Below are 19,008 nucleotides of genomic sequence, written 5' to 3' on the forward strand. Positions count from 1 at the left end.
ATCCGATGTCCAAAGCCAAGACCGGCCTCGTGGTCTCAGCCCATCCCGGCGATTTCGTCTGGCGCGCCGGCGGCGCCATCGCGCTTCATGCGAAGAAGGGCTACCGCGTCAAGATCGTCTGCCTCGCTTACGGCGAGCGCGGCGAGTCGCAATTTGCCTGGAAGCAGGCGGGCATGACGCTCGACAAGGTCAAGGCTGGGCGGAAAGACGAAGCCGAGCGTGCGGCGGCCTCGCTGGGCGCCGAGATCGAATTTTTCGATGCCGGCGACTATCCGTTGCATCTGACCGAAGCGCATAAAGAACGGCTGATCGATGTCTATCGCGAGCTCAATCCGTCATTCGTGCTGACGCATTCGCTCGAAGATCCCTACAATGTCGATCATCCCGCGGCGACCGCCGCCGCGCAGGAGGCCCGCATCATCGCGCAGGCGATGGGGCATAAACCTGAAGCGGAATACAGCTATTCCGCGCCGCCGGTGTTCCTGTTCGAGCCGCATCAGCCGGAGATGTGCAATTTCAAGCCGCAGGTGATCCTCAACATCGATGAGGTCTGGGACATCAAGCGCAAGACGTTTGAAATCCTCGCGGCGCAAAAGCACCTCTGGGCCTATTATGAGCGGGTAGCCTTGCAGCGCGGCATGCAGGGTGGCCGCAACACCGGCGCGGCCATGACTTATGGGGAAGCCTATCAGCGCCTGTTCCCGATGACCGTGGAGACACTGGCATGAAACCCGTCGTCGTCAGGAATATTCAACGCGCGGATGCCGACGTCGTGCAGCGGCTCGGCGCGCTCGGCGTCTCCACGGTGCACGAGGCCTATGGCCGCTTTGGCCTGATGAAGACCTATATGCGCCCGGTGTGGTCCGGCGCGGAGGCCGCAGGCACGGCGGTCACGGTGCTGGCACAGCCCGGCGACAACTGGATGCTGCATGTGGCCATCGAGCAGTGCAAACCCGGCGACATGCTGGTGGTGGCCTGCACGACTGACAACACCGACGGCATGTTCGGCGATCTGCTCGCGACGTCACTGAAGGCACGCGGTGGCGTTGGCCTGATCATCGATGCCGGATGCCGCGATATCAAGACGCTGCGTGAGATGGGCTTTCCGGTGTGGTCACGCGCGATCTCGGCCAAGGGGACTGTCAAGGCGACGCTCGGCGCGGTGAACGTGCCTGTGGTCTGCGCCGGCGCGCAGGTGATGCCGGGTGACGTCATCGTTGCCGATGAAGACGGTGTCGTGGTGATCCCCCGTAAAGATGCCACTGAGGTTGCGGTGAAGGGCGAGAAGCGTTTTGCCGAAGAAGACGCCAAGCGCCAGAAGCTGGCATCCGGCATTCTCGGTCTCGACATGTACAATATGCGCGAGCCGCTGGCGAAAGCGGGTCTGGTTTACGTCGACGATCCCGATCAGGCTTGATCGGGAAGGAGGCTGGCATGCGGCTTCGTATTCTGCTCGGCGATCATCCGCATACGACTGCATTGAAATCCCGCGCGATCACGTCTGATCTCGTCGAACTGGACTTTGCCACGTACACGCCGACCAACAAGGGCTTCAAGCCCATGGTGCGCGACGGCGCTTTCGACGTCGCCGAAATGGCCATCGTCACCTATCTGATGGCCAGGAGTTACGACAAACCGATGGTGTTGATGCCAAGCGTGATGATGGCGCGGCATCAGTTTGGTTTTGCGGTCACCAACCCGGCAGCTCGCATCATCGGGCCGAAATGCCTCGAGGGCAAACGTGTGGGCATCCGCTCCTTTACGACGACGACGGGCGCGTGGCTGCGCGGCATGCTCGCCAATGACTACGGCGTCAATCTCGATGCGATCGAATGGGTCACCTTCGAGGAACCCCACGTCGCCGAATATGTCGACAGCACAACCAAGGCGCCTGCCGGCAAGGCGATCATGCAGATGCTGTTCGATGGCGAACTGGACGCCGTGCTCGGCGAGAAGAGTGACGATCCACGGGTGGCGCACCTATTCCCCGACGTGGCCGCTGAAGAGAAAGCCTGGCTGGCCAGGCATGGCGTGGTGCCGATCAACCATATGGTAGTCGTCAGCAAGCAATTGTCCGATACGCGGCCCGACGTGGTGCGCGAGCTGCAGCGCATGCTGGAGGCGAGCAGGGCGGCTGCAACGGGCAAGGTGCCGGCCTTCAGCAAGGATGACATGACGCGATCGCTGGAACTGATCACGGACTATTCCGCACAGCAGAGACTGATCCCGCGCAGGTTCAGCGTTGATGAACTGTTCGACGACGTGACCAGAAAGCTGAGATGAATTGGCCTCTCAGCCGTCATTGCGAGGAGCGAAGCGACGCGGCAATCCAGTGAGCCGCAAGTGAAGCAAGACTGGATTGCTTCGTCGCAAGGGCTCCTCGCAATGACGGGGATAGGCCGTGAGGTTTCTAAGAGGATATGGCCATGCTTCCCGAACCCATCTTCGATCTCGCCCATCTCGGCCATCTCGAACTGCTGACGCCGAAGCCGGACGAGAGCCTGAAATTCTTCGTCGACGTGATGGGCATGACCGTGTCGGGCCGGCAGGGCGAGTCGGTCTATCTGCGCGGCTGGGACGACTATGAGCGCTATTCGCTGAAGCTGACGGCGTCGAACACGTCGGGTATGGAGCATATGGCGCTACGGGCGCGCAGCCCGCAGGCGCTTGAGCGCCGCGTGGCGGCACTGAAGGGCTCTGGTTACGATATCGGCTGGACCGACGGCGATCTCGGCCATGGGCCGGCATTTCGCTGCCGTGATCCCGACGGCCATATCGTCGAACTCTATTACGAGACCGAATGGTACGAGGCGCCGCCGGAACTCAAGCCGGCGCTTAAAAATCAGGCGCAGCGCTATCCGGCGCGCGGCATCAATGTGCGGCGGCTCGATCACCTCAATTGCCTTGCGGTGGACATCAAGGCCAACCGCGAGTTTTTCGAGCACTATATGGGGCTCCGCCTGACCGAGCAGATCGTGCTCAATGACGGCACGGAAGCCGCGATGTGGATGACCATGTCGAACAAGAGCTACGACTTCGCCTATTCGCGCGATCACTCCGGCACCAAAGGGCGCTTTCACCATGTCACCTACGCGCTGGACAGCCGCGAAGACATTCTGCGCGCAGCTGATATCTTTCTGGAAAACGGCGTCTTCATCGAGACCGGACCGCACAAACATGCGATCCAGCAGACCTTCTTCCTCTATGTCTATGAGCCCGGCGGCAACCGCGTCGAAGTCGCCAATGCCGGCGCACGGCTGATCCTGGCCCCGGACTGGAAGCCCATCGTCTGGACCGAGGAGGAGCGCAAGAAGGGCCAGGCCTGGGGCCTCAAGACCATCGAGTCGTTCCACACCCACGGCACGCCGCCGGTGCCCCACAAGTAGCAAGCCGCACTGCCGGGATTGGTACGCGTCTTGCTTTGTTGACCCCAGGTTGTTTCTGACGTGGGGGCGAGCATGACTAACTCTGAGTTGCGGGCAGACATCCACAGTATCGAACCGATCCCCGATGCCGACCGGGATTCCACCGGGCCGCAGCAGATGTGGATCTGGGCCGGCGCCAATATCGCCCCGGTGAATTGGGCGCTCGGCGCGCTTGGTATCATTCTCAAGCTCGGTCTGTGGGAGACGATCGCGGTCATCGTCATCGGCAACGCGGCGGGCTCCGCGATCTTCGCGGCTTTCACGGTCATGGGCCACAAGACCGGCGTCAACCAGATGGTCCTCGCGCGCTCGGCCTTTGGGCGCCGCGGCGCCTATCTGCCGAGCCTGTTGATGTTCCTGATGACGCTCGGCTGGATCGGCGTGAATACGTATTTTCCGGTCAAGATCTCGATGGCCATTCTCGGCCAGTTCGGGATCGCCGATAGCTGGTTCGCCAACCTCGTGGTCATCACCATCGTGATGGTCACGCAGGTCGTAATCGGCACTTACGGCTTCTATGCGATCCGCACCTTCGAGAAATACACCGTGCCGGTCACGGTGGTGATCATGGTGCTGATGAGCGTGCTGGCCTGGAGCCAGCCCGGCGTCGTCAACTGGAACCACACCACGTCGCTGCCGCCGGGACCGCATCTGGCGATGCTGTCGCTGCTGATGACCGCCGTCGGCGTCGGTTGGGGCATTTCATGGGTGACCTGGGCATCGGACTATTCGCGCTTCGTGCCGCGTTCGACATCGTCGAAGGCCGTGTTCTGGTACAGCTATCTCGGCATGTTCGTGCCGTCGGTGTGGCTGGCCATTCTCGGCGCCACCATCGCGTCGGTGACGCTCGACACCGATCCTGCCAAGATGGTGTCGGCGGTGTTCGGTGGCATCGCCAGCATTCTCGTGCTGCTGCTGGTGCTGCACGGGCCGATCGCCACCAACATCCTCAATGTCTATTCGTCGGCGCTGGCGGCGCTCAGCATGGGCGTGCGCTTCTCGCGCACAGCACTGGCGCTGATCGTCGGCATCGCGGGCTATGCGGTGACGGTGTATTTCATCTTCGCGCCGTCTTTCGCCAAGGCGTTCGATAACTGGCTGATCAGCCTGCTGATGTGGATGAGCCCCTATGCCGGCGTGGTGCTGGCCGACTTCTTCATCAGGCGGAAAAGCCAGATCGATATCGCCGAGCTCTACAAGTCGCCGGAGACCAGCATCTATGGCGACATCAACTGGAGCGGGATGATCGCATTCTTCGCGGGCCTGATCGCCACCTGGCTGTTCCAGGATGGCCTGGTGCCTGCGTTGCAGGGGCCGATTTCGATCAACCTTCTCGGCGGCGCGGATCTGAGCTGGCTGGCGGGCATCGCCGTCGGCGGCGGTGTCTATCTGGCGGTCAGCAGGCGCCTGGCGCCGGAGCCGATGGCTATCCCGGTCGGTGGGCCGGGCGAATAGGGCGAGGCGACCGGGCAGGCCGCGCCTTGTGTGGCCTGTCCATTGCCAGTGGTGTCAATGAGCCGTCATTTCCGTCCAGAGCCCTTGCGCTTTGTCCGGCGGACGGGCTAGAACGCGCCCGAACGAGATGAGCATCTCTGTTCCGACCGATTCCAGACCGGATTTTCCGTAAGTCTCTGAATCGTTTGGGGAATGGTGTAACGGTAGCACAACAGACTCTGACTCTGTTTGTCTAGGTTCGAATCCTAGTTCCCCAGCCACACTCGAATTTCCCTTCGCAGATCAAAGACTTCTAACCCGCAGCCTTTTCGAGAAAATTCGGTGGCCCACAACAATGGCCCACACGAGGCTCGAATGGCGTCCGGTCGGTACCTGCGGCGGCGTGGCCATATATGGCTTTTGGCTTCCGACGGCCTGCGGCGCTTGCCGCTTGCCATATCTCGGGCCCAGAGAATCAATGTTTATCGGCGCCGGGCAGCAAGTCGTCGATCCGCCCCGTGGCTCGATAAGCAATGAGCCCGAACCATTCGCGCACCGCGATGTCGGTCCGCGACAGCCCGTCAAGGGCGAGGGTGTTGAAGGAAAGTGCGTCGCGCCGACCGCCGACCAACCAGTCGACCGGATAAGCCTCGACCGGAAATCCCGCTTTGCGAAACAAGCCAATCGATCGCGGCATATGGAACGCCGATGTTACCAGAACCCAGCGCTCGCCCGGCTTCGGCGCCACGAGCGCCTTGGTGAACTCGGCGTTCTCATGCGTGTTGCGCGATTGCCGCTCCATGATCAACCGCGATCTGTCAACTCCAAGGCTTTCGAAGAGCGCGGCGGCGTAATCAGCCTCCCTGGCATCCGATACCAGTCTCGGACTGCCGCCGGTGAACACCACGCGTGCATTCGGATACTGTCGCGCCAGTGCTGCGGCTGCGATCATGCGGTCGGGCGAGCGACGGACGACCGGCGTGTCGCGCGCAAGTGAAACATCGGCATCGATCGAGCCGCCGAGCACGATGATGCCGTCAGGCGCACGCTGTCCGGGATCCCAGGGCGGGAAGCGCGATTCAAGCGGAGAGAGCAGCAATCTTCCAGCCGGCGAAAACGCGGCCACCACAAGCAGCACGGCGGCTGTGATCATAAGCCCGCGGCCAAGCGAAGAAAGTCGTGTTGCCGAAAGGACCGCGCCGAGCACACCGAGGCCGATCAGGAAATTGACCGGTGCAAGCGCGTTGCCAAGAGTCTTGGACAATACGAAAAACAACTTAAGGCCTCAGCCCCGTTGATACCAAGAGCGCCATAGCAGCAAACGGCCCACGAAGCCATCGCCACGAATCGTTAGCTCGCCGGACAGTGTGCCGGATCGCCGCGGCCCCGTTCATAAGAACTCGAAAGCGGAACAGACAAATACCACTCAGCCTCTAAGTGGCCGAAGTCAGAGCGAGGTCTGCGTCGTCGGATGACCATGCAGCCGGTAGGTTGCCGCATCGACAAATGCGTAAGGAGCGCTGCCGAAAACAACTGCATTGTCGCTATTGGCCCGTCTACCCCGTTGTGACTACCGCCATTGCCACATGGACAGGGCATGGTTCTGTCCGATGCATGATTAGGCCGCATGCAACAGTTGTCGCGCAACGTCCAGGCAGGGTGACCGCAATGAGCGAAGTGATCAATGTCGCCAAAGCTTACGATGAGGGACGCACTCTATTTATGGGAATAGAGCTGCTGGTCGCACCCGGTGCGCTCGTGCCCCGGCCGGAAACCGAATTGCTTTGCGCGAGCGCTGTCGATGCTCTGCTTCAGTTGAACGTGGCGGAGCCGCGGGTGATCGACATGTGCTGCGGCGCAGGCAATCTGGCATGCGCCATCGCTCTCAAGATCCCCGGCGCGCGCGTCTGGGCGAGCGATCTAACCGATGGATGTGTCACTGTCGCACGTCGCAATGTCGCCTATCACGGACTCACGCAGCGCATGTCGGTGTTTCAGGGCGATCTGTTCAACGCTTTTTCAGGTCTGCCGCTGGATGGGACCATCGACTTGATCGTCTGCAACCCACCCTATATTTCGGAAACGCGGCTCAGGGGCGACCGTGCCCCCTTGCTCGAACTCGAACCGCGTGAGGCATTCGCAGCCGGTCCTTACGGACTTAGTATCCATATGCGGGTGACGAAGGACGCAGTCCGATATTTGCGGCCGGGTGGCATCCTCTTGTTCGAGGTCGGCTCCGGTCAAGAGCGGCAGGTGACAACCCTTCTTGAGCGCAACAAGAGCTACGAGAGCATCAGCGTGGTGACGAACGAAACGGGCGAAGGCCGCGTCGTTATGGGATACCGCAAGGGCACAGGAACCTGAACCGCTGCGGTGGCGTTCGCGGCGCGGTTTGGACGCTGCAGACAAACATCAGCTCTTCTTGCTCATGACGAAGCGCGCAATTCCCTCGATGGAATCGAGATTCTCAGGCAAGAGCTCGCTGTCTTCGACTGTGATGCCGAAGGTCTCCTCGATGAATCCGATGACCTCGAGCACTCCCGTCGAGTCGATGATGCCCTGGTCGAGCAGCGATGTGTCGACCTCAAGCGAGTTCGCTTCAGCAATGTAGAAGTTCGACAGCAAGAAATCACGAACTTGCCTTCGATAGGTCTCGAGCGGTTCCCTGACTAGCAACATGATTCAACTCCAATGCGTAAAGAAAAGTCACGATCGGATCATTCGGAAATCGACTCCTGCAGTGCTCTCTTGTTGAGTTTCTCTGTATTTGTTCGCGGCAGGCTGGGCACGATCACAATACACTTCGGCACCATGAAGCTTTCGAGGCGTCGCTGGCACTCTTTCTGAATCTGCTTCTCGCTCAGTGTTGTTCCCTGTTCGATAACGACAAACGCTTTAACCGCCTGCCCGAGGAGTTCGTCGGGAACACCAATGACGGCGGCTTCCCTCACGCCCGGAATATCCATCAGCACGTTCTCCACTTCCTTGGGAGCGATCTTCTCGCCTCGGGACTTGATGATCTCGTCGCTGCGGCCAACGAAGTAGAGGTAGCCTTCCGCGTCCATCCGGCAGTAGTCACCGGTGTACAGGACCTGCTCGCCTGGCAGTGGACCAGGCTTGAGTTTCCTGGCTGTGGCCTCTGGCTTGCCCCAATAGCCTCGCATCACCGTCGCGCCGCGAATGACAAGCTGCCCGACCACATCGGGGCCCACGCGTCTGTCACGCTCGTCGACAATCCACATCTCGGTATTCGGGATGGCGATCCCTACGCTCAGCGGCTTTCGATCGATATCCTCCGGGGGCAGAAAGGTGCAGCGCTTGCATTCAGTGAGGCCGTACATGGAATAAATGCGCGCTTCCGGGAATAGATCCTGCAGCAGACGAATGTGCTTCATCGGCAGCGCAGCTCCGGTGTTCGTGACATAGCGGATACTCGAGAGATCGTGCTCCCTTATCGACTTGAGCCCCGATAGCGTCGAGAAGATCGTCGGCACGCCGGGCAGGCCGGTCACCCGCTCCTCGGCGATAACCCCGAGAATCTGTGCCGGAAAAGCGAACGACCGTTCGAGGACCAGCCGCGCTCCCATGCGAAACGCCATGATCATCTGATACAGGCCGTAATCGAAGGCGAGCGGCAGGACGTTCAAAATGACCTCGTCTTCGCATAGCGCGAGATATGAGGCGATCGACGTGCACGCGCTCAGCATGTTCCGGTGCGTCAGCATCACGCCCTTGGGGTCGCCGGTCGATCCGGAGGTGTACACGATGGCCGCGAGATCGATATCGATGCAGCGGCGCGCCGGCGGTGCGTCGTGGCTGGCGGCGCCTGCCTCGCCCCAGCGTACTGCATGGGGCAGCTCCGTCAGCTCGGCATCGTCGATGGGGCCGGAAACGATCACCCGGCGTAACGACGGGCATTCCTGCGCGGGCTCCTTGAATATAGCCAAGAGATGCTTGTCAGTGATAAGTGCCGACGGCTGGCAATCATGAAGCAGGTAGCCAAGCTTGTCGCGCTTGGTGAGCGGATTGACGATGCACACCACGGCATTCACCTTCAGCACGGCCCAGAAACTGACGACGGTCTCGACAGTGTTGTCGGCGAAGATAATCACCCGATCGCCACGTCCGACCCCGCTCGCGACCAGGTGATGTGCGATCGCGTTGGAGCGCGCCTCGAGCTCACCATAACTGACGCGATGCTTGCCACACACCAGCGCCACCTTTTCACCGAGATGACGGGCGGAGTGGATGAGGTAATCGTGCAGGAGCGGTACAGGACCATGCATCAGGAAAGGGCCCCCTCAACCCGGTGCTCGCGATCGATATCGACGGTCAGTTCCAGAGCGTGGCGCCCGCCAGGACGGCTTGCGACAAATTGTTGGTGCAGGAGCTGGGTCGATAGCACGCCGACCATCGCCATGTTGTCGGAGTTCGAGAGATCGCCGTTGCCAGTTGTGGCCTGTGTCCGGCACTTGCTCCGCAGGCGCGCGACCGCGTCAGGATCGAAGACGTTTGCTTCGCGAATAGCCGTTTCCGAAAGCGCGTCGTCGATATAGGCAGGCGTATCGCGGCCAACGAAACATAGAGCGTCGGGCGCGCGGAACGGCTGCTTCTTGCGGGCGATGATGTCCGACGGCACGATCGGCGCTGCGACGCGCTTCAGAACGTGCTTCTCGTCAAGGACGCGGAGCTTGTAGGCGGGCGGCAGTGAATTCGCCAGCGCGACCACGTCCTCGTCAAGGAAAGGAAAGCGTCCTTCAACCGAATGAGCCATGAGCATTCGGTCGCCCTGAGAAGACAGGAGATATCCCGACAGCAGTGTCTGGACTTCAAGATATTCATCCTGCGCAAGGGAGCTCCATTGCGTGAATTCCGGAGGAAGACTGGCGATCAACTCGGAAACCGCATCGTGCCTCGCCGACTCCGCGCACATGTCGCTGGAGAACAGTCGTTTGATGCCGCTGGTCGTTCGCCAGCGGGTGTCATGCGCGAAGCCCGGCGCGGCGTGCTCCGACAGATTGCGCCCAAAAAACTGCCGGGCCATTGCCTGCTGCCGTACCGGCGAGCGTGTGAGATAAGGATAGAGACGCTCAAGCAGTCGCGCGCGGCGTGTCGAAGCGGGTTGCCGGCCCCAGAAACGGCGGACCTTGCCTTCGCGAAAGAGATCGTAGCCGGCAAACATTTCGTCGGCGCCTTCGCCGGACAGCACAACCTTGACGCCGCACGCGCGGACTAGGCGCGACAGCAGGAACAACGGCGCCGGCGCCGTTCTCAAGATCGGGCGCTCGGTGTGGTAGATGACCTGCGGAAAGATCTCGGCGATGTCGCTGCGCGAAACCACCACTTCATGGTGCTCACTCCCGGTGACACGGGCGACCAATCGCTGGAACTCGGTCTCATCGTATTCGGCGTCAGCAAAACGCAGTGAGAAAGTCTGGAAGCGTTCGCCGGCAAAGTGGCATCCCATCGCCGCAATAAGCGAACTGTCGAGCCCGCCGGATAAATAGCTGCCGACGCTTACGTCGGAGCGCACCATTCGAAGCGACGTCGCGGATTCCAAAGCGCTGCGCACCTGCTTCACGGCATCGTCGAGCGAACCGGAAAACTGGCCGTCGCGCGAACTGGACAATTGGGGATATCGTGGCTTCCAGAACGCTTTCTCGCGAACGTTTCCGTTTTCATAAATGCGGAAATGTCCCGGGACGAGCTCCTTGATCCCTTGAAACACGCTCTGCGGCGGCACAACGGTCCAGAGAGTGAATGTCTGATCGATGCCGACTGGATCGAAGGTGCGGGGAATCGCTGCATCCGCCGCGAAGATGGCCTTCACTTCGCTGGCGAAATACAGTCGACCTTCGCGCTCGCAGAAATGCAAAGGGCAAATGCCGGTGCGATCGCGCGCCAACACCAGACGACGGTCTACCGAGTCCCAGATCGCGAGCGCCCACTGTCCGGTCATCCGCTCGAAGGCGTCCTCGCCCCAGGCCCGATAGGCGTTGACGATGACCTCCGTGTCGCTGCGGGTCCGGAACCTGTAGCCAAGCCTGATCAGCTTCTCACGCAACTCAACGTAGTTGAAGATTTCGCCGTTGAACACGATCCACGTCGTGCCGCTCGCGTCCGCGAGAGGCTGCTGACCACTCGAAATGTCGATGATGGACAAGCGGGCATGTGCCAATCCCGCGCGTTCGTCCCGGTATAGGCCGCGCTCGTCCGGGCCGCGATGGGCCAGCGCGCCGAGCATGCGCATCAAGGCTTCGCGGGAGGGGGGCCCTGCGGCGGCGCTTACTGACACTATGCCCGCGACACCGCACATGCAGGTCAGTCCTCGAATACTTGAGTGACGAGAAGGGGGCGTGCGTGGAGATAGCGCGTGACACGACGCTTGGCGTCAATATCCCTGAATACCAAATCGACCTGGGCTGCTGTCAGTCCGATAGCCTCTGCGACCTCGTCTGACGGAATCCCGTGATTCACCGCGTAAAGGCACAGATCCATCTGGTGATAAGGCAGCGCAAAATAGAACTCCTCCTGGCTCTGCGGCATCGAGAACGTATCCGTGGTCGGTGGCCTGCGCTGGATCTCCTCCTCGACCTCGAGATATTCCGCGAGCTGATAGACCTGCGTCTTGTAGAGATGGGCGATCGGCATGACGTCAGCAATTCCGTCGCCCTGCTTGACGAAAAAGCCCAGGTCGTGCTCGAGACGGTTCGGTGTGCCGGCGACCGCGTATCGGAGGCGGTCGGCGTGGTAGTACTCCGTCATCTTGCGGACGCGCTGCTTGAAATTGGTCGCGGCGACGATCTGGAGATAGGCGTTTGACGAAAGACGAACGGTGCGGGTGCTGCCGTCGCGGCTCTGGACCGTGAGACGGGTGATATTCAATCCGTTGCTCGCGAAAACCGACGGTAGTACCAGCTTGCATTTCCAGCCGTCGTCATATTCGGGAACGACGGTCCGGATTGCCTCGATCTGCCGGCGATAGGCGCCGAGCCCCTCGAGGGCGGGCGATATGTCTTCCAACGCGGTGTCGATGCCAAGCTGCGCCGCCCAGCTGCGGCCGAGCCTCAGCGAATCGTCCGAAGAATGGTGCTCGGGCATGAAGATGCCCAAGACCTTGTCGTTGCCGAATGCACGCACGCACAACGCCGCGACGACGGAGCTGTCGATGCCGCCGGAAAGACCAACGACAGCGCCGCGGCGCCCTAACACGCCCAAGACCTGTTGACGTAGCGTCTCGACAATCCTCTCGACTTCGGCAGCGGGATCGAGCGCCAATACGTTATTGCCAAACTCCCGCGCAGTCGGAATGTGCGCAGCAAGGGTCATGACAGCGCTTTCCGCTTGCAAAATTCGGCCGGCGTGTAGGTTTGCACGACCGCACTCTCGACCAAGGGGAGGTTGGTGGCGAGGTAGGGCTCGACGACGAGCTCGATATGCGTGCCTGCGACGGGGATCACGTCCAGGCTTGCGAGTGAGCAATCCCAGCCGAGCGATTGCGGCGCTCCATCTCGGTTGCAGCGAAACAGTGTAGCTCCGATCGGCAAAGACGGCCTGGGCGACGCCAGCCATTGGTAGAAAGCTCGTGACCGCAACACCTCTTGCAGCTCAAGCCTGATGCGGAAGCAGGTGGCGTTGAACTTCCCTCGCGCATAGCGATGAAGCATCCAGGTAAGGGGGACCTCGCCACCGATTGCCGCCGTGACCTTTGCGAGTGCTCGGCAGGCTATCCTCGAAATATTCACACGATTGGCGCGGAGCCGCCGCAACGTTCGGGCGAGCGTCTCCCGGTAATCGCGGCCCTCGTTGATGATCGCTGTATCGAGAATCCCCAGGAACTTGATGGACCGCCGTGCTTCCAGCAGCCGCGCCGCAACTTCGAATGCCACCACACCACCAAGGGAATGGCCGAGAAGGCGAACATGTCCGACGGGTTGGCTCCGGCGGATTTGCTCCACCGCGGCATCTGCCATCGAGGCGACCGTGTTGTTTCCGGCGAGGATGCTCCCCAGGTCGGGGTATTTGATCGGGACGACCCGGGCGATCTTGCCGAGCCCCGCCGCAAAAGCGGCCATGCTCGGACCGTAACCGAGGGACCCCGGCAACAGGAACAGGATGGGACGCAGATCGGCTTGCACGCCCACGGCTTTGGCGGTTGCCTTCCCGGACACAATCGCCTTGACCATCTCTGCGGCTGTCATATCGAGCGCGAAGTGTGCGATCGAGAGCTCCAGCCCGGTGGCGCTCTCTATCTCCTGAATGCACCGCTGCAGCCTTGATAAATCGTCGGCTTCCTCCGAGGTTCCAGGCATGTTGGGAGTGTTGAAACTTGTGGACTGGGCATCCCGCACGATTTGATAGATCGTCGGCTCGCGTCCCTGCGCCCTCGACGGCCGCAGCCTCTGGTTGACGAACGGATCGGCCGGTCGTTCCGCTACTTCCGGTTGGAGATAAGTCCGAGCCATTGGTCACCTGCCGAGCCCAAGACTTGTTATCGCCGGCCATGGAAATTTCGACATCCTGCGTTTGAAGGACGCCGCCGACAGATGGGGCAACGATGTGCCATTATGTCGCGGCGGCACTGCCGCTGAGCTTCATTGATTTCCGCGATTGCTGGAAAGTAGCAAGCTAGGCGCTGCGCTGAACACCAGCTCGATATGAATGCCCAGCGCTGTGATGACGACTGGGTGCAGTATGTCGTCCGGGACATGTTCAGAAAGGTGCTTGAGGGCCGCACCTTCACCATGACCGGCCCGCTCCAAGCTGAGGCGAAGGAACTCTCTGAAAGCTGTCGGGCGATCATCAAGAGCGCTGCAGCGTGGTACCGCGTAGTAAAAGTTGTGGAACGGAACGGGACAACCAGACTTGAGTCGATGACTTCATCCCGCGGAGGTATCGATGTGAGAGCAACGAAACTACCAGCAGTCGATCTGTTGCTGTGCCGCCGTTGCGGGGGGCACGCACTCTTATCAAGATTGTGGCGCAGCCTAGAGCCAGTCTGCCCGGCGATCGTAGGACGTTCCGGTGTCCCAGCTGCATGTCGTCCCAGACCTACCAAATCAACCGGCACGGGGCGCAGCTACTATCTTCAGATTGAGATGCAATTGGGCGACTATGATCTGACTGGAAAATATCCGGACCAGATTGTTCCTGATCTCCAGCCGGCACGCTCAGTCGTGCTCGCTGCGTCCTCTCCGCGTCGAGCGACGGATAAACTTCAGGTAGGTATGTGGGCTGCTGGAACCAAAAGTGCGATTTTGATTCGCTGCTTTGCCCGGAGGTCGTACGTCGTCGCCGCACTACGCAGGCGCGCGTCCATAAGTAGTGAAATTGTGGCTATCAACCTCAGATGATCGCTCTTAACTGGCTGATATTGCAGGCCATCGAAAAAGAGAGCTTCGGTTCATTTTTGTCCAGTCAGAATGTCGCACCTTTACCAACGGTTTACATAATACCTACAAATTGCAGGAGCGGGACTTGATAACAAGAAAGTCATCGAACCCCGTGTTCGTCGCTCTGCCATTGCACTTCTGCTGACTGCTTCATTTCCACGACACCCCGCACATTGCGGACCAACGGTCGAAAACCGAGGGACCCTTCGTCATGCTCGCCAGCCTGTCTATTCGCGCCAAGATCACCATTGTTCTTTCATTTTTGCTGCTGGCGATGACGGGTCTCGGCCTTATCGCGGTTCGCAAGATGCAGGCGATCAACGCCAATGCGGTGGATATCCAGACCAGCTGGCTGCCGAGCGTTCGTCTGCTCGGTGATTTGCGCTCGGGCACGATCACCTATCGCAATGTGATCCGTCAGCACATGCTGTCCGAGACGCTCGAAGAAAAGCTGGCCAATGAGAAGACCTTGGAGACGGTGGTCACGAGCAACAACGGCATCCGTGCGAAGTATGAGAAGCTGATCACCTCGCCGGAAGAACGCGCGCTCTACGAGGAATGGAGCAAGCTCTGGGATAGCTACAAGAAGGGCACGCTCGATGTGATGGATCTGTCGCGCAAGAGCGCTGGCAAGATGCCACAGGAAGCCAATACGTTGAACACCAAGACTGTGAATCCGATTGGCCTGAAAGCTGACGAACTTCTGAACAAGGACATCGAGCTCAATCTCAGGGGCTCCGACACTGCCGGTGCAGACGCTCTCGCCAATTACGACGCTGCTTTCATGATGGTTGTCGCAATCCTCGTGGTCTCGGCCATGCTTGGTATTGGCATTGGCATCTATCTTGTGCGGGACGTCTCCAGCGGCATCGCATCGATCGTCAAGCCGATGCAGGCATTGGGCCAGGGCGATCTGACCGCCATCGTGCCGCATCAGGGCATGAAGACTGAGATCGGCACGATGGGAGACGCGCTGCAGATCTTCAAGCAGGCGCTGATCGACAAGCGTGCGGCGGACGAAGCAGCAGCAGCCGATGCGGAAGCCAAGATCGAGCGCGGTCGCCGCGTCGATAGCATCACCCGCGAATTCGAAACGATGATCGGCGAGATCGTCGAGACGGTATCGTCGGCTTCAACCGAACTGGAAGCCTCTGCCAGCACGCTGACCGCGACTGCCGAACGTGCGCAGGAGCTGACAACGACCGTAGCAGCCGCTTCGGAGGAAGCCTCGACCAATGTGCAGTCGGTTGCTTCGGCGACCGAGGAGATGGCCTCGTCGGTGAACGAAATCAGCCGTCAAGTGCAGGAATCGGCCAGCATCGCCAACCAGGCCGTCGATCAGGCACGCCTGACTAACGATCGCGTCAGCGCGCTTGCCAGTGCGGCCGCTCGCATCGGTGACGTTGTCGAGCTGATCAACAACATCGCCGGCCAGACCAATCTTCTGGCGCTCAACGCAACTATCGAAGCAGCGCGCGCCGGCGAGGCCGGTCGTGGCTTCGCGGTGGTGGCATCGGAAGTGAAGGCGCTGGCCGAGCAGACGGCGAAGGCCACCGGTGAGATCTCGACGCAGATCTCCGGAATTCAGGCGGCGACGCAGGAATCGGTCGGTGCGATCAAGGAGATCGGGGACACCATCGGCCGGATGTCCGAGATCGCTTCGACGATTGCGTCGGCGGTGGAAGAGCAGGGCGCTGCGACCCAGGAAATCTCCCGCAACGTTCAGCAGGCAGCGCAGGGCACGATGCAAGTCTCGTCGAACATCACCGACGTGCAGCGTGGCGCCAGCGAGACCGGCTCGGCCTCCACGCAGGTACTTTCCGCCGCGCAATCGCTGTCTTCGGATAGCACGCGTCTGAAGGTCGAGGTCAGCAAGTTCCTCAACGCCGTACGCGCGGCCTGACGCTTCGAGATATCGAGACATTGAAGCCGGCGCGAAAGCGCCGGCTTTTTTCATGTTAGTTGCGCCGCCTGTCGTCCATTCGCTGGGTGTACTCTGTTTGTGCAGGTTACTGGCTACCGCGGGGCGGCGGTTATGTTGCCGCGCTTGTCGACTTTGTGCCCGAGGCAGCAAATCTCGCGTAACGTCCCGCGGCGTCTTGGCGATCTCTTAGTCATTTGCTGCAATCGTTGTAGTACGCGCTTTTTGCACGGAGCGGCATACAGTCGTCGCTGCAAGTTATTTGGACCGGCGTTGCGTCTTAGAAAGAGACCATGACCCCTATCGAATATGAGTATTTGCAGAAGATCCTGAAAGATCGTTCCGGACTGATGCTATCGGCCGACAAGAAGTACCTGCTCGAAAGCAGATTGATGCCGCTGGCGCGTAAGGCCGGTGTCGCCCGGATCAGCGAACTCGTCCAGAAGATGAAAGCCGGTTCCGAGTCGATGATCTCGGATGTGGTCGAAGCCATGACCACCAACGAGACCTTCTTCTTTCGCGACAAGACCCCGTTCGAACATTTTCAGAACACGGTCATTCCCGACCTGATCAAGGCGCGCGCAGGCAAGCGCAGCCTGCGGATCTGGTGCGCGGCTGGCTCGACTGGGCAGGAACCATATTCGCTCGCCATGATCATGAAGGAACTCGGCGCCGTGCTGACGGGGTGGCGCGTCGAGATCGTGGCCACGGATCTCTCGCCCGAAGTGCTCGAGAAATCGCGCACCGGCATCTATACCCAGTTCGAGGTGCAGCGCGGCCTGCCGATCCAGTTGCTGGTGAAACACTTCAAGCAGACCGGCACGACATGGCAGCTCAATGCCGACATCCGCGCGATGGTTCAGTTCAAGCAGTTCAACCTGCTGCAGGACTACGCGCATCTCGGCAAGTTCGACGTGATCTTCTGCCGCAATGTGCTGATCTATTTCGATCAGGCCACCAAGACCGAGATCTTCGGCAGGCTTGCAAAAGCCAGCGAACCTGACGGCTATCTGTTCCTGGGCGCAGCCGAGACCGTGGTCGGTCTCACCGACCGCTATCGGGTTTGCTCCAATCGTCGCGGTGTCTATCTGCCGGTGAGTGCGCAAGCGTCGCCATCGATCGTGCCCGACATGGGTGCCGGACTGAAGACGTCTCCCGCCAGTATGCGGGCGTAGGAGCGGTCATGGCAGAAGAAGCTGTAACGAACGGGCGCGTCATTTTCGGGCGTGGCTACAATGTTTGGATCATGGCCATCGACGGCACATGGCGGCGCAGTTGCGTGCTGAAGGCTGTGTCGAGTCATGATGCTGAGTTGATACTCGAGACCTCCATCGAGGGCCTCAATCTGAAAGAGTTCTTCCTGCTGCTGTCATCGACCGGACTCGCCTATCGCCGCTGCGAACTGGTCAAGGTGAACGGTGCGCAGATCGATATTCGCTTCCTGAACACCAAAGGTAGCAAGAAGAAATCGCCGGCGAAAAGCGATCACGGCGATATGGCTGACGCCTGATCATCGGTCATCAGCGTCTCCGACGCTTGTGTGTCGCAAGGCACTCGCGGACGGCTGCGATCAGGGCCGCGGCGGAGAAGGGTTTGCGCAGGCAGCTTGTGGCGCCAAGCTCAGTCACCATGCGCAGGAAATCGGATGCCGGTGCAGTGAATTGCGCGAAAGTGTAGCCGGAGATCGCGATCAGCGGCGCGCGTGGCCTACGCTGATGAAACGCGCGCACGGATTCGAACCCGCGCATTTGCGGCGTGAAGATATCGACGATCATCACATCGAAGCTTGTATCTTCCAACGCCAATAGACCGATCTGGCCACCATCGGCCAAGACGGTTTCGAAGCCCTCGCGTTCCAGTGTCAGCCTAATGACATGGACACGAGCGGGTCGTCGTCGACGACCAGAATGCGTTTCATGGCGGCGCCCCCGCGCGCTGGAGTGAGCCTGCAGTCACCCTCCACGCAACACGCAACCGTGACGCAACGAATCGCCGACGACGCCAAGTGTTTAGCCATTTCGCCGGAGGTGTCTGTCCAGATTTGCACACTGAGGGCATTTCGTTGTTGCCGCATCGCACGCGCCGTGTACATGGTCGGATATGAGCATGATGTTCGAAGAACTGGATTATCGCCCGACGCCGATGGGTGTCCTGACCCTGCGACGTCGGCGGAAGCCGGGCACGGACATCGATATCTTTGAGATCAAGCTCGGCGACGAATTTCTGATGTCGAGCGCATTCACGGCTGCTGAGATCGCGCTGGCGGATATTGGTCTGGCGTCACTAAGCGGCGGCGGGCTGGATGTCGTCGTTGGCGGTCTCGGTCTGGGCTACACCGCGCAGGCGGTTCTCGCGCATGAGAAGGTGGGCTCGCTCATTGTCGTCGATGCATTGCCTGAAGTGATCGAATGGCACCAGGCCGGCCTGATCCCGATCGGCCGTGAATTGTCGGCGGACGGGCGCTGCCGTCTCGTCCATGGCGATTTCTTTGAGATGGCGACCTCGATGGGTGGTCATCTCGATCCCGACGAACCCGGTCGTCGCTTCGATGCGATACTGGTCGATATCGACCACGCGCCGGACAACCTGCTGCATCCGAGCCATGCTGTGCTCTATACGGCGGCCGGACTGCAGCGTCTGTCGGAGCATCTCAAGCCCGGCGGCGTGTTTGCGCTGTGGTCGAACGACCCACCAGAGGCTGCATTCACGGCCGTAATGGAGAGTGTCTTTGGCGCCGTCACCGCGCATGTCGTGGCCTTCGACAATCTGAACGCCGACGAGGAAGTGTCCAACACCGTCTATATCGGCACCAGGATCGAAGAGGCCGCATAGCGCG

16 protein-coding genes, 1 tRNA gene and 1 pseudogene are annotated in these 19,008 nt (G+C 60.4%); 11 read left to right on the forward strand and 7 right to left on the reverse strand.

The window, feature by feature from the left end; genetic code table 11:
- Positions 1–5: 5 nt before the first annotated feature.
- From RSO67_RS29005 to RSO67_RS29030, 6 genes are all read left to right on the forward strand, one after another.
- Complete coding sequence (locus tag RSO67_RS29005; protein ID WP_315841674.1) at positions 6–728, forward strand: PIG-L deacetylase family protein; 723 nt, start codon at positions 6–8, stop codon at positions 726–728.
- Entirely contained in the window at positions 725–1,417 is a 693-nt protein-coding gene (locus tag RSO67_RS29010; RefSeq protein ID WP_315841675.1) for a 4-carboxy-4-hydroxy-2-oxoadipate aldolase/oxaloacetate decarboxylase, read from the forward strand. Before RSO67_RS29005 ends, RSO67_RS29010 begins: the two co-directional genes overlap by 4 nt.
- 17 nt (positions 1,418–1,434) lie before the next feature.
- Positions 1,435–2,283 (forward strand): hypothetical protein, encoded by an 849-nt coding sequence (locus tag RSO67_RS29015; RefSeq protein WP_315841676.1) that lies wholly within the window; start codon positions 1,435–1,437, stop codon positions 2,281–2,283.
- A 143-nt stretch (positions 2,284–2,426) separates the two neighbouring features.
- On the forward strand, positions 2,427–3,386 hold the full coding sequence (locus RSO67_RS29020) for a catechol 2,3-dioxygenase (protein WP_315841677.1): 960 nt from the start codon (positions 2,427–2,429) through the stop codon (positions 3,384–3,386).
- Positions 3,387–3,458: 72 nt separating this feature from the next.
- Positions 3,459–4,880 carry a cytosine permease gene (locus tag RSO67_RS29025; RefSeq protein ID WP_315841678.1) on the forward strand — a complete coding sequence of 474 codons (1,422 nt, stop codon included), beginning with the start codon at positions 3,459–3,461 and terminating at the stop codon, positions 4,878–4,880.
- A 186-nt stretch (positions 4,881–5,066) separates the two neighbouring features.
- Positions 5,067–5,140 (forward strand) — tRNA-Gln (locus tag RSO67_RS29030).
- 194 nt (positions 5,141–5,334) lie between these two features.
- Here the strand turns inward: RSO67_RS29030 and RSO67_RS29035 are convergent.
- Entirely contained in the window at positions 5,335–6,135 is an 801-nt protein-coding gene (locus tag RSO67_RS29035; protein ID WP_315841679.1) for a YdcF family protein, read from the reverse strand.
- Positions 6,136–6,527: 392 nt separating this feature from the next.
- Between RSO67_RS29035 and RSO67_RS29040 the strand changes: the two genes are divergently transcribed.
- Positions 6,528–7,223, forward strand: coding sequence for a class I SAM-dependent methyltransferase (locus RSO67_RS29040; protein WP_315841680.1), 696 nt, complete (start codon positions 6,528–6,530; stop codon positions 7,221–7,223).
- A 48-nt stretch (positions 7,224–7,271) separates the two neighbouring features.
- Here the strand turns inward: RSO67_RS29040 and RSO67_RS29045 are convergent, their stop codons facing one another.
- Genes RSO67_RS29045 through RSO67_RS29065 form a run of 5 tightly spaced genes read right to left on the reverse strand, consistent with a single transcriptional unit; the run spans position 7,272 to position 13,324 of the window.
- On the reverse strand, positions 7,272–7,538 hold the full coding sequence (locus RSO67_RS29045; protein ID WP_231080922.1) for an acyl carrier protein: 267 nt from the start codon (positions 7,536–7,538) through the stop codon (positions 7,272–7,274).
- Positions 7,539–7,576: 38 nt separating this feature from the next.
- Complete coding sequence (locus tag RSO67_RS29050) at positions 7,577–9,145, reverse strand: class I adenylate-forming enzyme family protein (protein WP_315841681.1); 1,569 nt, start codon at positions 9,143–9,145, stop codon at positions 7,577–7,579.
- Positions 9,145–11,175: an asparagine synthase (glutamine-hydrolyzing) gene (gene asnB, locus RSO67_RS29055; protein WP_315841682.1), complete on the reverse strand. Its 2,031-nt coding sequence runs from the start codon at positions 11,173–11,175 to the stop codon at positions 9,145–9,147. The genes RSO67_RS29050 and asnB overlap by 1 nt, the downstream gene beginning before the upstream one ends.
- Positions 11,176–11,180: 5 nt before the next feature.
- Positions 11,181–12,188, reverse strand: coding sequence for an NAD(+) synthase (gene nadE / locus RSO67_RS29060; RefSeq protein ID WP_315841683.1), 1,008 nt, complete (start codon positions 12,186–12,188; stop codon positions 11,181–11,183).
- Complete coding sequence (locus tag RSO67_RS29065) at positions 12,185–13,324, reverse strand: thioesterase domain-containing protein (protein ID WP_315841684.1); 1,140 nt, start codon at positions 13,322–13,324, stop codon at positions 12,185–12,187. Before RSO67_RS29065 ends, nadE begins: the two co-directional genes overlap by 4 nt.
- A gap of 1,138 nt (positions 13,325–14,462) precedes the next feature.
- On the opposite strand from RSO67_RS29065, the gene RSO67_RS29070 reads away from it, so the two are divergent.
- From RSO67_RS29070 to RSO67_RS29080, 3 genes are all read left to right on the forward strand, one after another.
- Positions 14,463–16,154, forward strand: a complete 1,692-nt coding sequence (locus tag RSO67_RS29070; RefSeq protein WP_315841685.1) for a methyl-accepting chemotaxis protein — start codon at positions 14,463–14,465, stop codon at positions 16,152–16,154.
- A 311-nt stretch (positions 16,155–16,465) separates the two neighbouring features.
- Positions 16,466–17,347 (forward strand): protein-glutamate O-methyltransferase CheR, encoded by an 882-nt coding sequence (locus RSO67_RS29075; RefSeq protein WP_315841686.1) that lies wholly within the window; start codon positions 16,466–16,468, stop codon positions 17,345–17,347.
- Positions 17,348–17,355: 8 nt separating this feature from the next.
- Positions 17,356–17,682 (forward strand): PilZ domain-containing protein, encoded by a 327-nt coding sequence (locus RSO67_RS29080; RefSeq protein WP_315841687.1) that lies wholly within the window; start codon positions 17,356–17,358, stop codon positions 17,680–17,682.
- Positions 17,683–17,692: 10 nt separating this feature from the next.
- On the opposite strand, the pseudogene RSO67_RS29085 reads toward RSO67_RS29080, so the two are convergent.
- Positions 17,693–18,090 (reverse strand): annotated as a pseudogene (locus tag RSO67_RS29085) (response regulator).
- Between the two features lie 188 nt (positions 18,091–18,278).
- Between RSO67_RS29085 and RSO67_RS29090 the strand changes: the two are divergent.
- Positions 18,279–19,004, forward strand: coding sequence for a spermidine synthase (locus RSO67_RS29090; protein ID WP_315841688.1), 726 nt, complete (start codon positions 18,279–18,281; stop codon positions 19,002–19,004).
- The last annotated feature ends 4 nt before the right edge of the window (positions 19,005–19,008 follow it).

It is taken from the genome of Tardiphaga sp. 709, assembly GCF_032401055.1.
Taxonomy (GTDB): Bacteria; Pseudomonadota; Alphaproteobacteria; order Rhizobiales; family Xanthobacteraceae; genus Tardiphaga.